This is a genomic window from Catenulispora sp. EB89 (genome assembly GCF_041261445.1).
Lineage (GTDB): Bacteria > Actinomycetota > Actinomycetes > Streptomycetales > Catenulisporaceae > Catenulispora.
The window spans coordinates 259,078-274,488 of the sequence record NZ_JBGCCU010000013.1; the positions used below are offsets into that span (position 1 = coordinate 259,078).

The window sequence follows — 15,411 nt, forward strand, 5'->3', positions numbered from 1 at the left end:
AAGTGGGTCACAGACCTGACTCGGAGTAAGTTACCAATCGGTAATACCGGTGTACAGACCTGGAAACAAGCAGTTCACCGCGCGATCGCCAAGCGACGGCGCCGCCACGCCGCAGCCGCCGCGACCGCCTCAGAGCAGCCGCCGCCCCCACGTGGCGGTTCCCAGCGGACGGCTCTTCACCGAGTCGAGCCGCCATTCGCCGCGCTTCTTGACGGCGGTGTAGATCCGCTCCGAACGCAGCGGATGATCGACGGGATCGCGAACAAGCAGTTCACATTTCGCAGGCTTCGGATACTCGACCGTGTGCAGGGTCTCGCGCTCGTCGAAGTCGAGCGGCGTGCCGATCGCGTGGGACCGGTAGGTCCGAACCCGGTCGGTGAGGTAGATCGCCGCGAGCTCGTCGCGCTGCTGGAACAGCTGAGCCAGGGTGCGAGATACCGCCACGGCATCCGCGGTGTTCTCGGCGAGCGCGTCCCGCTCCCACTGCCCCAGCTCGACGATGAAGCCCCGGACGACAGCGACAGGATCGGCATACCCGGGCTCGCCCGGAACAACGGCCGGCCAGGGCAACACCAGAGGTTCCGCAATCGGAGCGGCGGTCGTCGCACCGGCTGCGAGCAACAAAGCGCGGACTTCCTCCGACTCGATCTCGCCGTTGTTCCCCAGGCGCCGCGTCGAAAGCGCGGTCATGCCGAGGCTGTCCACGAGATCAACCTGCGCGCCAAGCTCCAGCAGCACCCGGACGGTCGCCACGTGCCCCTCCCGCGCGGCGACCATGAGCGGCGTCTCTTCGTACGAGCCGCTCCGGTCGTCCAGCCCGGCACCGTGCTCGACCAGCAGCCGCACCACCGACCCGAGGTCGTTGTACGCAGCCCAGGCCAACGCCGTGTACCCCACGGCCGTGTCCCGCACTCCGACGTCGGCGCGCGCGGCGATCAGCACCGCGACCGTGTCGGGATGCCCGCCGACGATCGCTTCGAGGAGCGGGGTCCTCCCCGATCCGCGATGCCGCATGTCGACATCGATGTCCGCGTGTTCCCGCAGCAGTCTGCGCACCAGCTCGGTGTCGCCGTCTTCACTCGCACGCAGCAGCGCGGTAGGTCTCATGCGCCGCAGAGTAACAATGCCGAATGCCCAGACCCCCTTACCGAACTACTGTGACGGGAATGACTGAGCACACCCCGGAACCCGAAGCCACGCAGAGGGCCGACGACGAGAACCCCTTCGAAAACCTCGCGAAGTTCATCGAGATCCCCCGGGTCAGCGGCCTGGCGCTGGCCCCGGACGGCAACCGGCTCGTGGTCGGTGTGCAGAACCTTTCCCCGGACGGCAAGAAGTACGTCTCCTCGATCTGGGACGTCGACCGCGACGGCGGCGCCCCGTTCCGCCTCACCCGCTCGGCGGCCGGCGAGTCGTCCCCGGCCTTCCTCCCCGACGGCTCGCTCCTGTTCGCCGCCAAACGCGCCGACCCGGACGCGAAGGACGGCGACGACTCCGGCGACGGCCAAGGCCTGTGGCTACTCCCGGCGCGCGGCGGCGAGGCCCGGCTGCTGGCCGCACCGCCGGCCGGAATCGGCGGTGTCGCGGTCGCGCGGGAGACCGGGCGCATCGTGCTCACCGCGCGGGTCATGCCGGAGGCCAAGGACCTCGCCGACGACGCGGCCCGCCGCAAGGCCCGCAAGGACGCGAACGTCACCGCGATCCTGCACACCGCGGCGCGGATCCGGGAGTGGGACTCGCAGCTGGGCCCGGACGGCACCCGGTTCTTCGTCGCCGACGCCCCCGGCCCGGACGGAAGAGTGGAGCTCCGCGCCGTGACCGGGGACCTCGGGCCGGTCGTGGACTCGTTCGCGGTGACCGCCGACGGATCGAAGATCGTCTACGGCATCCTGGCGACGCTCCCGGCCGGCGAGCACGTCGCCGAACTCCGGCTGCTCGACGTCGCCACCTCGACGACGACGGTGTTCGCGGGCGACGCAGGGCACGAACACAGCAACCCGGCCATCTCCCCGGACGGCGCCACCGTCGCGTACCTGCGCGCGCCGGCCGACACCTTCGACGCGACCGGCAAGCCGACCATCTACCTCAAGCCGCTGGTCGGGGGCGCCGAGGGCATCGTGGAGGGCACAGGGGTCGCGGGGATCGCGGGGATCGCGGGGGTCTCCGGCACCGCCGACGCGGGCAAGCCGCTCACCGAGGACCTGGACCTGTGGCCGCAGGGCCTGCTGTGGGCGCCGGACTCATCAGCCCTCTACTTCACCGCGGACCAACTGGGCCGCTCGCCGGTGTTCAAGGTGGACGTGGCGACCGGCGAGGTCACCCGGCTCACCGGCGACCGTGCCGCGTACGGCAGCCTGCGCGTCACCCCGGACGGCCGCACCCTGTTCGCGATCCGCAGCGCCACCGACGCCACCCCGCGCCCGGTCCGCCTGGACACGTCCGCCGTGGACCAGCAGCCGTTCCCGCTGTCGGCACCCGGGGACACCGTGCAGGTGCCGGGCCGGGTCGAGGAGGTGACGGCGACCGCCGAGGACGGCACCGTCATCCACTCCCGCCTGGTCCTGCCGGACCACGCCGACGGCCCGTCGCCGCTGATCGTGTGGATCCACGGCGGCCCGCTGATGAGCAGCAACTCATGGAGCTGGCGGGCCAATCCGTGGGTGATGGTGCAGCGCGGCTACGCCGTCCTGCTGCCGGACTACTCGCTGTCCACCGGCTACGGCCAGGCCTTCATCAACCGCGGCAAGGGCGAGGGCAGCGGAAACCCGTTCCACGACATCATGGCCGCCACCGACGCGGTCCTGGAGCGGCCGGACATCGACGGCACGCGCACGGCGGCCATGGGCGCCTCGTTCGGCGGCTACCTGACGAACTGGATCGCGACGCAGACCGACCGTTTCAAGGCCCTGATCTCGCACGCCGGCGTCTGGAACGCGCAGCTGCGCACGGTCTCCGACGTCCCGTGGTTCTTCCGGCAGGCGTACGGCGACGTCATGCTGCGGCCGGAGCACAGCCTGCGCTGGTCGCCGCATCTGTACGCGGACAACGTCAGCTCGCCGATCCTGATCACCCACGGCAACAACGACTACCGGGTGCCGGTGGCGAACGCGCTGTGGCAGTGGCAGGACCTGCAGCGGCGGGGCAAGGAGGCGAAGCTGCTGTACTTCCCCGACGAGAACCACTGGATCATGCGGCCGCAGGAATCAAAGCTCTGGTACGAGACGGTGCGGGCGTTCCTAGCCGAGCACGTGCTGGGCGAGGCGTGGGAGCAGCCCGAGTTGCTGTAGGCGCTTGATGAAGAATGCCGAGTCGGGGCGCGGGGGGGGGCCGCCGGCCGCCCCCGGCGAGGCGGCCGCGGGGGGTGGGGGGGGCCCGGGGCTGTGGGGGGGGTGCACCCCCCCGCCGGCGGCCCGGGCCCCCCCCGGCGGCGGGGGGCCGCCCCCGGGGGCGCCCGCGCGGGGGCGGGGGGCCCGCCGCGCGGGGGGGGGTCGGGGTGTCTTCTCGCCGCCGGTGGCGGCCGCGGGGGGTCCCCCGGGGCCCGACTCGGCTTCGGCGGCCTCTGGCGTTCAGTGCTCGCAGGTCTGGGCCTCAGCGCGGGCCTTGAGGTCGGCCAGCCACTCGTCCAGGCCCGGCGCCAGGTAACGGATCGCGGTAGCCGGATCGGCCTCGATCTGCGCGCCGGTCCAGCTCTCCTCGGTCCGCACGATCACGCCGCCGGGGACCTTGATGAAGTTCCAGACGTGCGTGCCGCGGTCGATGCGCAGCCCGTCGCCGATCGCCGGGCCCATCCACCGGATGCACTGGCCCGGCCGGACGTTCTGCACCGTGGAGGTGACGACCAGCGTCGTGGCGGGCGTGGAGGCGGTGGCCGGGGCCGGCGTGGTCCAACGGAACTGGGAGCCCGGGTGCAGCGGGCCGCGGGTCAGGGGCTTCATGCTGCTGACCGCGCGCTGCCACTGCGGCCACGCCGCGACGTCGGTGTGGACGCGCCAGACGGTGCTCAGCGGCGCCTTGATGAAGATCTGGGTCTGGTAGTGCAGCTGGGCGGTCGGGTCGATGCCCTGGCCTTGGCAGGTCAGGGGGCGCTGCGTGGTGGCGGTTTGGGCTGTGGCGCTCTGGGCTGTCGCGGCCTGGGCTGTCGCGCTCTGGGCTGCCGCGCTCTGGGCTGCCGCGGCCTCGGCTGGCGCCGCCAGGCCGCCGAGCAGTGCGGTGGCGGCCAGCGGGAGGGCGAGCAGCGCGGTGCGCAGGCGGGCGGGACGGCGGCGGGTGCGGCTGCTGTCAGCACCGGCATCAGCAGCGGTCTCGGCGATGGTGTCGGCGATCGTTTCGGCGGCGGTCATGGCGTGGCTCCCTCGGTCGGCGGCTGCGTCAGCACGTCAGTTAGCTGATGTCGCTGTAGTTAGAAGCTATAACACCATGAGCGTGAGAGTCAATAGGAAGAGTGAGAGGTACTAACTTTCGCCATGTGCTTCCTGGACCGTTCGGCCACTCGGTCGTGGCTCAGTGCCATATCAGCCTCTCCAGCCCCTGCGACGGCGCTCCGCTCTACTCTTTCTTGCGCAACCGTTCTATCCTGATGTGAGCGGAAATGTCTGCCCTTTCCTCCGCGGGAAGGAGTCGCGAAATGAGCGAGACGACCTCCACTGGCCGGGCGGCGCCCCCGACACCACCGACGCCGACACCCCCGGCGTCCTCCGGTTTCAGCGTCGCCGATCCTGCCCCTCTCGGACTCGCCGGCTTCGCCATGACCACGTTCGTGCTCAGTTTCGTGAACGCGAACATCATCAAGGAGAGCGGCGCGGTCAACGTCGTCCTGGCGCTGGCGCTGTTCTACGGCGGTACCGCACAGCTTCTGGCCGGCATGTGGGAGTTCAAGCGCGGCAACACCTTCGGTGCGACCGCGTTCGCCTCCTTCGGCGCGTTCTGGCTCAGTTACTGGGCGCTGGTCAAGCTGACACCCGCCAACGCCGGCGACATCCACCAGGCGATCGGGCTGTACCTGCTGGCATGGTGCATCTTCACCGCGTACATGACGCTCGCGGCACTGAAGACGAACCTCGCGGTGCTCGGCGTGTTCGTGCTGCTGACCCTCACCTTCCTGTTCCTGGCGATCGGCGCGTTCATGAACGACCCGGCACCGGACGCGATGACCAAGGTCGGCGGCTGGTTCGGCATCGTCACGGCGGCGGTCGCCTGGTACGCGTCGTCCGCCGCGGTGGTGAACGCCACACACGGCAAGACGGTGCTGCCCACCTGGCCGCGATGAGCGGTCGCGCGGCCGGGCGCGGACTGCGGACCCCGGGACGGGCCGCGGGGGCGGTCCGTCCCGCGCCGCGCGCACGGGTGCGCGTGCGCGCGTGGACGAAGAAGGACCCTGCGACGAGCGCCGCCTCCCCCGAACAACCCGAGGAGCCCGACCAACTGGAGTCGGCGGCGCTGGCGGTGGCCGGGGTCGCGGAGGCTGCGGCCGTGCCAGTGCACGACGCACTTCGCGGACGCTCGGCCGAGGTGTACGTGGTACTGAGCCCCGGAAGCGACGCCCGCGCAATCGAACGCGAGATCAGCCGCGTGTGGATCGTCGCCGCCCTGCCGATGAGTCGCTCAGGCAGGATCGCACGCTACGTCCTGGCGGCGATCTCCAACTTCACAGACGTCGGCGACACCACGACGCTGGCCAACCCCGAGATCGTCGAAGACATCCGGCGCCGAGTACAGGCCGCGAAGCTCGAACGCGGCGAGACCCCGACGCACCTGACACGGGAGCAGATCGAGGAGATCAGGGCATTCGGTCAGAGCGAGTGACCGGTCCCCAGCGACGCGCTCTACCCTTGGCACGCAACACCGACAGCAGGCCGACACTCGCGCGGGCACGAGCCGGCCACCGGTATCCGTAGCCATGGGGGACGCATGAACCAACCCGAGCCGCAGTACGGCCAGCCCGCACCCGCACCGCAGTGGCAGCCGCAGAACGAGGCGCCGCCCTATCCCGCGCATCCGGTGAACCAGTACCAGGCCGGGAATCAGCAGGGGAATCAGCAGCCTTATCCGCCGACGCCGCCCGCACCGCAATATCCTGCGCCTCCTGCCGCGCCAAACGCCTGGCAGCAGCCTGCCGCACCGCAATATCCGGCGCCTCCCGCTGCTCCGAACGCCTGGCAACAACCCGCGCCGCAGTACCCGGCACCGCCAGCCGCACCGAACCCCTGGCAACAGCCAGCCGCCGGGCAGTATCCGGCACCGCCCGCCGCGCCAAGCGCCTGGCAGCAGCCTGCGCCGCAAGCACCTCCCGCCGCCCCGAACCCGGCCTGGCAGCAGCCCGCCGCCACACCGCAATATCCGGCACCTCCCGCCGCACCCGCGCCGCGGTACCCGGCGCCTCCCGCCTCGCCGAACGCCTGGCAGCAACCCGCGCCGCAAGCACCTCCCGCCGCCCCGAACCCGGCCTGGCAGCAGCAGCCCGCCCCTTACCAGGCGCCACCCGCCTACATCCCCCAGCCCCAGCTCCCGACCGCCAGCTTCCCGCCCCCGCCGAACCTGGTCCCGCCCCGCGACCGCCTCGTCGAGGGCGCGGCGCCGTTCCTCGAGCCCGGTGAGACCGTCTACTACGGCTTCATCCTCAAGCTCGACGACACCATCCCCGAAACCCCGCGCGAGCTGATGATCGCCATCGAGGGCCAGCACCGGGTGCTCGGCGGCGTCAACCGGGTCGACAAGAAGATCAACAAGGGTCTGAAGTGGGCCCTCAACCCGCTCGACGCGATGAATGAGCGCCTGGCTGAGAAGGGCACCGAGGCCCTCAACCGCAAGCTCGCCGGCCCTGTCTTCCTCGGCGGGTGGGACAGCACGGCCGGCTGGTTCATCCGGTACGCGCGCGCCACCCGCGAGGACTATGGTCCGGGTTCCTGGGGCGTTCTCACCGACCGGCGTTACCTCGTCTTCCGCGCCGGACGCGCCGGCGGCAGCTCGATGCGCCTGGTCCACGCCGTGCCGCGCACCGCCATCGCGGGCGTGCGCACCGAAGGCACCAAGGACGCCGCGCTCCACGGCCGCACCCCGCGTGCCGAACTCCACTTCGCCGACGGCTCGATGGTCGCGACCATGATGCCGACGAAGCAGGCCCAGCAGGTCGCCGCGATCCTCGCCGTCCAGCAGCAACAGCAGCAGCAACAACAGTCCTACCAGCAATACCCGCAGCAGCCGGGCTACTGAGCACACGGAAAAGCTGGGCCGCGGCGCGCCGAGAAGCACCGCGGCCCAGCGAAGACGGACGCCACGCGCGTCGTCAGCTCCAGACGATGTCCTTCTTCGTGGCCATAAAGGTCACCTCCTTCGGACCCACTCGACCACCGCGCCGATCACCACACTTGAGTAATCAGTACTCAACAAAGCGCAAGCCCTACACGCCCTAAACACCCAGCGCGTCAGCCAACTCGGCCCGCGTCGTCACGCCCAGCCGCGAATACGCGTTCTGCAGATGGTTCTCCACCGTCCGCACCGACAGCTGCAACCGCGCCGCAATGTCCTTACTCGCCACCCCCGCCGCAGCCAGCGCCGCGATGTCCCGCTGCCGCGCGGTCAAAGGCGCCGCCGCCTCCGCCACCGCCAGCGGCGTCCGCACCCCTTCGCACAACGCCGCCAGCTCCGCCGCCAGCCGCGCCGCCACCGGAGCCCGCCGCGGCCGCCCGACCCGGCGGAACGCCGCAGCCGCGGCACTCGCCGCCTCGGCCGCGTACAGATCGGCCCCCATGCCCGCCATCGTCTGCGCCACAGCCGACAACCGCTCCGGATCGTCCTCCGCGAGCGCCCGCGCCAGATCCAGCACCGCCGGCACCAGGTCCCCCTGCGCCGTCTCGGCCACCTCGGCCAGCCGCCCGAGAGCAGCCGACGCGCCGCCGATCCGGACCAGATCCGTCAGCAGCCACACCTCCATGCTGACGTGCCCGGCGGCCCGCGACCGCTCCGCCCCCTCGCGAAGCACTTCGCGCGCACCGCCCAGGTCCCCGCGCGCGACCCGCAACCAGGCCTCGGCCAAAGCGCCGAACTCCGCGTTCAGTCCGAACGGCGGATACTGCCGCGCACGGTCGACGGCCTGCTCGGCGGCGGCGACGTCGCCCAGCTGCGCCGCCGCGATCGCCAGCCCGTTGAGCCCCGGGTTCAGGGGCCTGATCTGCCCCTGCGACCGCGCCCGCCGCACCGCCTCGGCGAACCAGCGCCGCGCGCTGGCCGGGTGTCCGCACGACAGCTCGACCTGCCCGCGGCTGAACGCGATCCACGTCCGCGTCAGCTGCGTGGCCGACGTCGCGAGCTCGGCGTGGGCCCGCTCCCCGTTCGCCCGCGCCTCGGTGAAGCGCCCGGCGTCCCGCAGCACCACGGACAGCGATATGAGCTGCGCCGCCGGGTGCGGGTACAGCGCCCGATCGGCGATGGCCAGATGGGCCCGGTAGGCCTGCTCGGCCCATGCGACGCCGTCCGTCGCACGCCCGCGCATGGTCAGCGCCATCGACTTCATCATCGCCGCCGTCAGCCAGCCGGTCGGGTCGGGGGCGTCCCCGGCCTCGTCTCCCATGTCGTCGAGCAGCCCGAGCGCCGAGGGGTCGCCGTCGGAGATCCGGATCGACGCCGCGTGGTACCGCAGCATCCTGCGACCCTCCGCGCCGGCCAGGCCCGCGTCGGCGTCGGCGATCAGCGCGAGCGCTTCCGGCGTCCGCCCCGCGCCCCAGAAGAGGTTCCAGGAGCGGACCACCGCGACGGACAGCTTCTCCTGGTCCCCGCGTGCCCCGGCGTCGGCCGCTGCCAGCACGGCTTCGGCGCCGACCGGGGCGCCGAGTTCGAACAGCGCCTCGCCGAGCGCCAGCCGTGTCGCAGTGGTCTGATCGTCCTCGGGCAGCGCTTCCAGCAGGGTCTTCGCCTGCGCGTAGTCGTGGGCGTAGCGGGCCAGCGCGGCGGCTTCGACGAGCAGCGCCGGATCGGCGGTGCCGGTGGCGGCCAGCTGCCAGGCGGCCATCCGCCGGGTGTCGTCGGCACGCCGCGCGCCGGCCGCCTTGGTGCGGTCGACCTGGTCCAGGAGCAGTTTGGTGCGGCGGAGCGAGGGGATGCGGCGCCGCAGCGCCTCGCCGTACAGGGGATGCGCGAGCGCGACGGTCGTCCGGCGACGGCAGGCGATGACGCGCACCAGCCCGGATTCCTCCAGCGCGGTGAGCGTGTCGAGATCGGTGGTGGCGAGGACGTCGGCGAGCGGCACCGGTTCGCACAGCGCCAGCAGCTCCAGCGCGGGCCGTGCGCGGTCCGGGGCGGCGGACAGCCGTGCGTCGATCATCTCCGACAGCCGGCGCGTGCCGGCGGCGAGCCGGCCGCTCTGCTCCCAGATCTCGCCGTCGTGGGCCAGCGTCCCGGCGGCGAGCGCGCCGAGCACCAGCTCCCGGAGGAAGAGGATGTTGCCGCCGGAGGCCTCGTGCAGGTCCTCGACCGTACGCCGCACCACCGGCCCGCCGAGTGCGGCCTGCAACGCCTGCTCGGTGGCCCGGACGTCGAACGGCTCCAGGTCGACGCGGTGGACGGCGTCGCCGCCGCACAGCGCCCCGACCGCGTCGCCGACCGGCTCGCCGCTGCGCACCGTACCGATCAGCCGCACGACCCCGGCGTCCATCAGCTGCCGCAGCAACACCGCCGAGGCCGCGTCGAGCCACTGCAGATCGTCGACGAGCAGCACCCACCGGCGCCGGCCGCCCGGCCCCGACAACGCCCGGGCCACCGCCGCGAAACCCCGCACCGGATCCACCAGATCCAGCCCCGGCGGAATCAGATGCGCGATGGCCCCGAGCGGCACCGCGGCCGCCGGCACCGAGGCGGTGGCCTGCCCGGCCTCGAACCCGGCCCGCACCGCCCGCGGCAGGCACTCCCGCGCCAGCCGCGTCTTCCCGATCCCGGCCGGCCCGTGGATCACCACGCCCTGACAGCGCCGCGCGGCCCAGACCGCGTCGAAGGAAGCCAGTTCCAGCTCACGCCCGACCAGCGGCCACAGCACGGCCGTGTCGGGCATGCTCATCCGACCTCCCGGCACACGACGTGATCTGCATCTGGAGCGTACCGATGATGCGCTCCATCTACGAAAGCCGCGTGACGAACTCCAGCAGCGCGCGCGTCGTCTCCTCGGGCCGCTCGATCGGCGGCAGGTGCCCCGCGTCCAGGTCGATGCGCTCGGCGCCGGGGACCCGCAGCGCCAGCAGATCGGCGATCTCCTGGATGGCCGAGGGGTCGTGGATCCCGTTCACGATCAGGGTCGGCACCGCGATGTCGCGCAGCCGGTCGATGATCGGCGGCTGCAGAAAGCGCTCCTGGTACAAGGGGACGCTCCACTCGCGCAGGAAGTTGTTGCCGCACATCTCCAGTGCCAGTGCCCTGACTTCCGGGGCGACATCCTCCAGATCGCGCTTGGGCCCGGCGACCATGTACCGGACGTTCACCTCGGCGACCGCCGCGACGTCGGCCGGGTCGACGCGGTCGGCGGTGCGCTCCCAGTACCGCGCCATGCGCTCGGCCGGGACAGCCTGCGTGATGAGGTGCCCGATCTCCGAGGTCATCTCCGCCGGCCAGTCGTACTCGGTGAGCCCCGAGCAGATCAGCGCCAGCCCGCGCACGCGCTCGGGCGCCGACAACGCGGCCTCGATCGAGTGCGCGCCGCCGATCGAGTTACCGACGAGCACGGCCTGCTCGATGCCGAGCGCGTCCAGCAGGCCGAGCAGGTCGTCGCAGCGTGCGAATTCGCCGGCCGCGTCGTCCGACTCGCCGAGCCCGCGCATGTCGTAGCGCACCACGCGGCAGCGCTCGGCCAGCGCCTGGAACTGGTGGTCCCACATGCGGCGATCGCCCAGGCCGCCGTGGGTCAGCACCACCGCCGGGCCGGAGCCCGCTTCGTCATAAGCCAGCCGGACGCCGTTGCTCATCGTGAAGGGCATGGCAGCACGGTACCGCCGACAGGCTTCTCGATCCCCACCGACAACTTTTCTTGTCTTGACAAAAACTCTTGTCGGCTACATGCTGGACCCATGCTCGACGTAGCCGTTATCGAGGAACCCGCCGCAGCCGAGGCCTCCCTGGACCCGATCCGGTCCCGGATCCTGGCCGCCCTGGCCGAGCCGGGGTCGGCCGCCATGCTGGCGGGCCGGCTGGGACTGCCCCGGCAGAAGATCAACTACCACCTCAAGGAGCTCGAACGACACGGCCTGGTCGAGCTCGTCGAAGAGCGCCGCAAGGGCAACGTCACCGAGCGCGTGTACGGCGCCACCGCGGCCTCGTACGTCATCTCCCCGGTGACGCTGGCCGCCGTCAGCCCGGATCCCGACCGGGCGCCGGACCGGCTGTCCGCACGCTGGCTGCTGGCGTTGGGCTCGCGCCTGATCCAGGAGGTCGGCACGCTGCTCACCGGCTCGGCGCGGGCCGGGAAGCCGGTCGCCACGTTCGCGGTGGACGCGCAGGTGCGCTTCGCCTCAGCGGCCGACCGCGCGGCGTTCGCCGAGGAGCTGACGCAGGCCGTGACCAGCCTCGTCAGCCGCTACCACGACGAGCACGCCCCGCACGGCCGGGATCACCGCCTGGTCGTCGGACTGCATCCGATCCCGACGGCCCGGCCCGACGGACCGGACGACCCCGAAGGCAGCGCCGACGCCACCCCGCACGGACCACAGCCGGCTGCCGAGAACCCGCAACTACCCGACTCTGAAGCAGGACCTGAAGCAGGACAGGAGGATCCGCGATGACCCACCCCTTCGAGATCGCCCTCGAAACCACCCTGCCGGCCACCCCCGAGCAGGTCTGGGAGGCGATCGCCACCGGACCGGGAGTCGACTCCTGGTTCATGGGCCGCAACGAGATCGAGGCCCGCGAAGGCGGCACCGCCTCGATGGACACCGGCGGCCACCGCGAGGAGTCCGTGGTCACCGCCTACGACCCCGGCAGCCGCCTGGCCCTGCGCACCTCCCCCGGCGCCGACGGCCGGTTCATGGCCTTCGAGTACCTGATCGAGGGCCGGGAAGGCGGCAGCACCGTGCTGCGCGTCGTGCACAGCGGCCTGCTCGGCGACGACTGGCAGGACGAGTACGACGCCCTGCGCAGCGGCTGGCCCTTCCACCTCCACACCCTGCACGAGTACCTGGCGCACTTCCCCGGCCGTATCGCGGCCCCGGTCTTCGGCATGGCGCCGGCCGCCGACCGCACGCCCGAGCAGGTTCAGGCGCGGCTCGCCGACGCGCTCTCGCTGACCGTCCCGATCACCGCCGGGGCCCGGGCGCACGGCGGCCCGGACGGCGACCCGGTCCTCGACGGCGAAGTCGTCTGGGCCGACAGCGAGCGCTTCGCGCTCCGCAGCGCCGACGGGCTCTACACCTTCCACCACGGCTCGGGCGTGGCCGTGATGTTCCACCACCTGTTCGCCCCGGCCGGCGATCCGGCCGAAGCCGAGAAGACCTGGCAGCAGTGGCTGTCCGACACTATCCAAGGAGCCTGACATGCGTACCCTGATCAGCACCGCCTTCATCTCCCTCGACGGCGTCGTGGAGGACCCCGGCGGCCAAAGCGACTACCGGAACGCCGGCTGGACCTTCAAGCAGGTCGACTTCGTCCCCGAGGCCTACGCCATGAAGGGCTCCGAGCAGATGGAGTCCACCGCGATCCTCATGGGCCGGAACAGCTACGAGCTCTTCAGCCCGGTGTGGCCGGGCATGAGCGATTTCGCGCACTACAAGGACCTGCCGAAGTACGTCGTCTCGACCACCCTGACCGAGGACGACCTGGTCGACGACTGGGGCCCGACCACCATCCTGCGCTCGCTCGACGAGGTCGCCGCGCTGAAGCAGACCGAGGGCGGCCCGATCATCGTCCACGGCAGCGTCGAGCTCAACCACGCGCTGTCCGACGCCGGTCTGATCGACCAGTACAACCTGCTGGTCTTCCCGCTGCTGCTCGGCGCCGGCCAGCGCCTGTTCAGCAGCACCGACAAGAACGCCCAGAAGCTGAAGCTGGTCGACAGCGAGGTCTACAGCAACGGCATCCAGAAGAACGTCTTCGAGGTGGTCCGCTGAGGACTCGGACCGCGGCGCGCACGCCGGCTTCGCGGCCGTTCACCACCACGGCTTCACCCGCATCAGCCTCCTGTCACCGTGACAGGGGGCTGATCAGTTTGCCGGCGCCTCCAGAGCCGTGTCCAGCGCGAGCCGCGCGGCGCCGACCGCGACCGCGTCGGCCCCGGCGGGAGTCAGCGCCACCTGCACGCCCTGCCACGCGGGATCAGGCAGATGTTCGGCGATCTGCTCGGCGACCGCCTTCAGATAGACCTCCGGCGCGGCAAAAATCTGGTGCCCGCCAAGGAGAATCCGGTCGATGTCGAGCAACCGGACGAGGTTCGCCGCACCGAGACCGAGCCAGCGCGCGGCGGTGTCCGGATCGCCGTCGGCGAGTGCGGCCAGACACAACGCCTCCAGGCAACCGCGGGCGCCGCAGGTGCAGACCGGACCGTAGGGCTGGATCACCTGGTGCCCGAACTCCCCGGCGTTGGTCCGCGTCCCCCGGTAGATGGCGCCGTTCAACTGCAATCCGGCGCCGAGTCCGTCGGCGAGGTGCAGATATGCGGTGTTGGCCGGCCCGGGAGCGGGTGCGGCCAGCGCGGCGGTGTTGGTGTCCTTGTCGAGCAGCACCGTCGGCGACGCCGCGGCCGGCAGATCCAGCAACCCGGTGATGACGTCGCACAACGGATACCCGTCCCAGCCGGGCAGTCCGGCGGGACGGTGCAACACCCCGGTTTCGTAGTCCAGCGGCCCGCGACAACCGATGCCGACGCCGAGCACGCGCCCGCCGCCCGGAGCCGCGCGGATGAGGTCCTGCACCCGCTCGGCGAGTCCGGCGGCCACCCGCTCGGGTTTCCCGCTCGCCAGGCCGAACATCAGGGACTCCCGTCGCCGCCGCTGTCCGGCCAGGTCCACGAGCAGGATCGTGCTGTGCCGGCGGTCCAGCTCGACGCCGACGGTGTACGCGGCCTCGGGACGCACGGCCAGCAACGTGCGCGGTTTGCCGCCGGTGGACTCGGCGCGGCCGGTCTCCACGATCATGCCCTCGTCCAGCAGCCGAGCGGTGATCTTGCTGATCGCCTGGGGCGTGAGGCCGGTCTCGGCGGCGAGTTGGACGCGGCTGCTGCCGGTCAGGCCTTCGTCTTCCTCCCGGGCGGCAGCAGCGCGCAGTAGGCGCAGCACCAGCGCGGTGTTGTGATCGCGCAACCCCGCGAGGTTGGTCCCGGCCTGCCGTCTGTCCATGCGTCCCATTGTGCGACCCCGTTTTGCACTTTGCCAACAGTGTTGCTTAACTCACCCCATGAGCGCTGCCGAGACTCCCCTGCGCGTCGGCCTGATCGGCTACGGCCTGGCCGGGCGCGCCTTCCACGCCCCCCTCATCGCCACCACGCCCGGCCTGACGCTGCAGTACGCAGTAACCGCCAATCCCGAACGGCGCGAGCAGCTGAGCCGCGACTTCCCGGAGGCGCAGGCCGTCGCCAGTGTCGACGAACTCCTCGCCGATCCTTCGAAGCTCGACCTGGTCGTCGTCGCCTCCCCCAACGACACGCACAGCCCCTCCGCCCGCGCCGCGCTGGACGCCGGCCTGCCGGTCGTCGTCGACAAGCCGCTGGCTCCCACCGCCGCCGAGGCCCGCGCCCTGATCGAGCTCGCCGAGGCGCGCGGCCTGATGCTGACCGTCTTCCAGAACCGGCGCTGGGACAGCGATTTCCGCACCGCGAAGCACCTGATCGCGGACGGCAAGCTGGGCACCGTCCACCGCTACGAGTCGCGCTTCGAGCGCTGGCGCCCGCAGGTCGCCACCGGCTGGCGTGAGTCCGCGGACCCGGCCAAGGCCGGCGGCGTCCTCAACGACCTCGGCAGCCACCTGGTCGACCAGGCGCTGCACCTGTTCGGCCCGGCCGCACACGTCTACGCCGAGGTCGACACCCGCCGCGCCGGCGCGGCCGTCGACGACGACGCCTTCATCGCCCTGACCCACGAGAACGGCGTCCACTCGCACCTGTGGATGAGCGCCGTGTGCGCCCAGCCCGGCCCGCGCCTGCGCATCCTCGGGGATCAGAGCGCTTACACCGTCCAGGGCCTGGACCCCCAGGAGGCGGCACTGCGCGCCGGCGAGCGCCCCGGCCCCGGCTGGGGCGAACCGGCGGAGGACGAGTGGGGCCTGCTCGGCACGACCGAGGAGGCGCACCGGTACCCGTCGCTGCCCGGCGACTACCCGGCCTTCTACGCCGGCGTCGTCTCAGCGCTGCGCGACGGCGCACCGGCCCCGGTCGACCCCCGCGACTCGCTGGCCGCGCTCGAAGTGCTGGAACTGGCCCGACGCTCGGCCGCGGAGCGCAAGACCCTGTAA

The 15,411-nt window shown here is 71.9% G+C and carries 13 protein-coding genes; 8 read left to right on the top strand and 5 right to left on the bottom strand.

What is annotated here, in order from left to right; genetic code table 11:
* Positions 1 to 129: 129 nt before the first annotated feature.
* Positions 130 to 1,107, bottom strand: coding sequence for an ankyrin repeat domain-containing protein (locus tag ABH920_RS27045; protein WP_370351933.1), 978 nt, complete (start codon positions 1,105 to 1,107; stop codon positions 130 to 132).
* Between the two features lie 59 nt (positions 1,108 to 1,166).
* Here ABH920_RS27045 and ABH920_RS27050 point away from each other — a divergent pair, with 59 nt between their 5' ends.
* Entirely contained in the window at positions 1,167 to 3,287 is a 2,121-nt protein-coding gene (locus ABH920_RS27050) for a prolyl oligopeptidase family serine peptidase (RefSeq protein ID WP_370351934.1), read from the top strand.
* 279 nt (positions 3,288 to 3,566) lie between these two features.
* Here ABH920_RS27050 and ABH920_RS27055 read toward each other — a convergent pair whose 3' ends face one another.
* The gene (locus tag ABH920_RS27055; RefSeq protein WP_370351935.1) at positions 3,567 to 4,340 is read right to left on the bottom strand and encodes an SRPBCC family protein; all 774 of its coding nucleotides are present in this window, start codon (positions 4,338 to 4,340) and stop codon (positions 3,567 to 3,569) included.
* A 284-nt stretch (positions 4,341 to 4,624) separates the two neighbouring features.
* Here ABH920_RS27055 and ABH920_RS27060 point away from each other — a divergent pair, with 284 nt between their 5' ends.
* The 3 genes from ABH920_RS27060 (at position 4,625) to ABH920_RS27070 (ending at position 7,209) form a co-directional block, all read left to right on the top strand.
* On the top strand, positions 4,625 to 5,266 hold the full coding sequence (locus ABH920_RS27060) for an acetate uptake transporter (protein ID WP_370351936.1): 642 nt from the start codon (positions 4,625 to 4,627) through the stop codon (positions 5,264 to 5,266).
* On the top strand, positions 5,263 to 5,802 hold the full coding sequence (locus ABH920_RS27065) for a hypothetical protein (protein WP_370351937.1): 540 nt from the start codon (positions 5,263 to 5,265) through the stop codon (positions 5,800 to 5,802). The genes ABH920_RS27060 and ABH920_RS27065 overlap by 4 nt, the downstream gene beginning before the upstream one ends.
* A 105-nt stretch (positions 5,803 to 5,907) precedes the next feature.
* A complete protein-coding gene (locus ABH920_RS27070) occupies positions 5,908 to 7,209 on the top strand; it encodes a hypothetical protein (RefSeq protein ID WP_370351938.1) in 1,302 nt (433 codons plus the stop codon).
* 196 nt (positions 7,210 to 7,405) lie between these two features.
* Here the strand turns inward: ABH920_RS27070 and ABH920_RS27075 are convergent, their stop codons facing one another.
* Positions 7,406 to 10,045, bottom strand: coding sequence for an AAA family ATPase (locus ABH920_RS27075; protein ID WP_370351940.1), 2,640 nt, complete (start codon positions 10,043 to 10,045; stop codon positions 7,406 to 7,408).
* 58 nt (positions 10,046 to 10,103) lie between these two features.
* Positions 10,104 to 10,955: an alpha/beta fold hydrolase gene (locus ABH920_RS27080; RefSeq protein WP_370351941.1), complete on the bottom strand. Its 852-nt coding sequence runs from the start codon at positions 10,953 to 10,955 to the stop codon at positions 10,104 to 10,106.
* A 90-nt stretch (positions 10,956 to 11,045) separates the two neighbouring features.
* Between ABH920_RS27080 and ABH920_RS27085 the strand changes: the two genes are divergently transcribed.
* Genes ABH920_RS27085 through ABH920_RS27095 form a run of 3 tightly spaced genes read left to right on the top strand, consistent with a single transcriptional unit; the run spans position 11,046 to position 13,076 of the window.
* On the top strand, positions 11,046 to 11,756 hold the full coding sequence (locus ABH920_RS27085; protein ID WP_370351942.1) for an ArsR/SmtB family transcription factor: 711 nt from the start codon (positions 11,046 to 11,048) through the stop codon (positions 11,754 to 11,756).
* Positions 11,753 to 12,502 carry an SRPBCC domain-containing protein gene (locus ABH920_RS27090; RefSeq protein ID WP_370351943.1) on the top strand — a complete coding sequence of 250 codons (750 nt, stop codon included), beginning with the start codon at positions 11,753 to 11,755 and terminating at the stop codon, positions 12,500 to 12,502. The genes ABH920_RS27085 and ABH920_RS27090 overlap by 4 nt, the downstream gene beginning before the upstream one ends.
* 1 nt (position 12,503) lies before the next feature.
* Positions 12,504 to 13,076, top strand: coding sequence for a dihydrofolate reductase family protein (locus tag ABH920_RS27095; protein WP_370351944.1), 573 nt, complete (start codon positions 12,504 to 12,506; stop codon positions 13,074 to 13,076).
* Between the two features lie 93 nt (positions 13,077 to 13,169).
* Here the strand turns inward: ABH920_RS27095 and ABH920_RS27100 are convergent, their stop codons facing one another.
* Positions 13,170 to 14,300 carry an ROK family protein gene (locus ABH920_RS27100; protein ID WP_370351945.1) on the bottom strand — a complete coding sequence of 377 codons (1,131 nt, stop codon included), beginning with the start codon at positions 14,298 to 14,300 and terminating at the stop codon, positions 13,170 to 13,172.
* 58 nt (positions 14,301 to 14,358) lie between these two features.
* Here ABH920_RS27100 and ABH920_RS27105 point away from each other — a divergent pair, with 58 nt between their 5' ends.
* Entirely contained in the window at positions 14,359 to 15,411 is a 1,053-nt protein-coding gene (locus ABH920_RS27105; protein ID WP_370351946.1) for a Gfo/Idh/MocA family oxidoreductase, read from the top strand.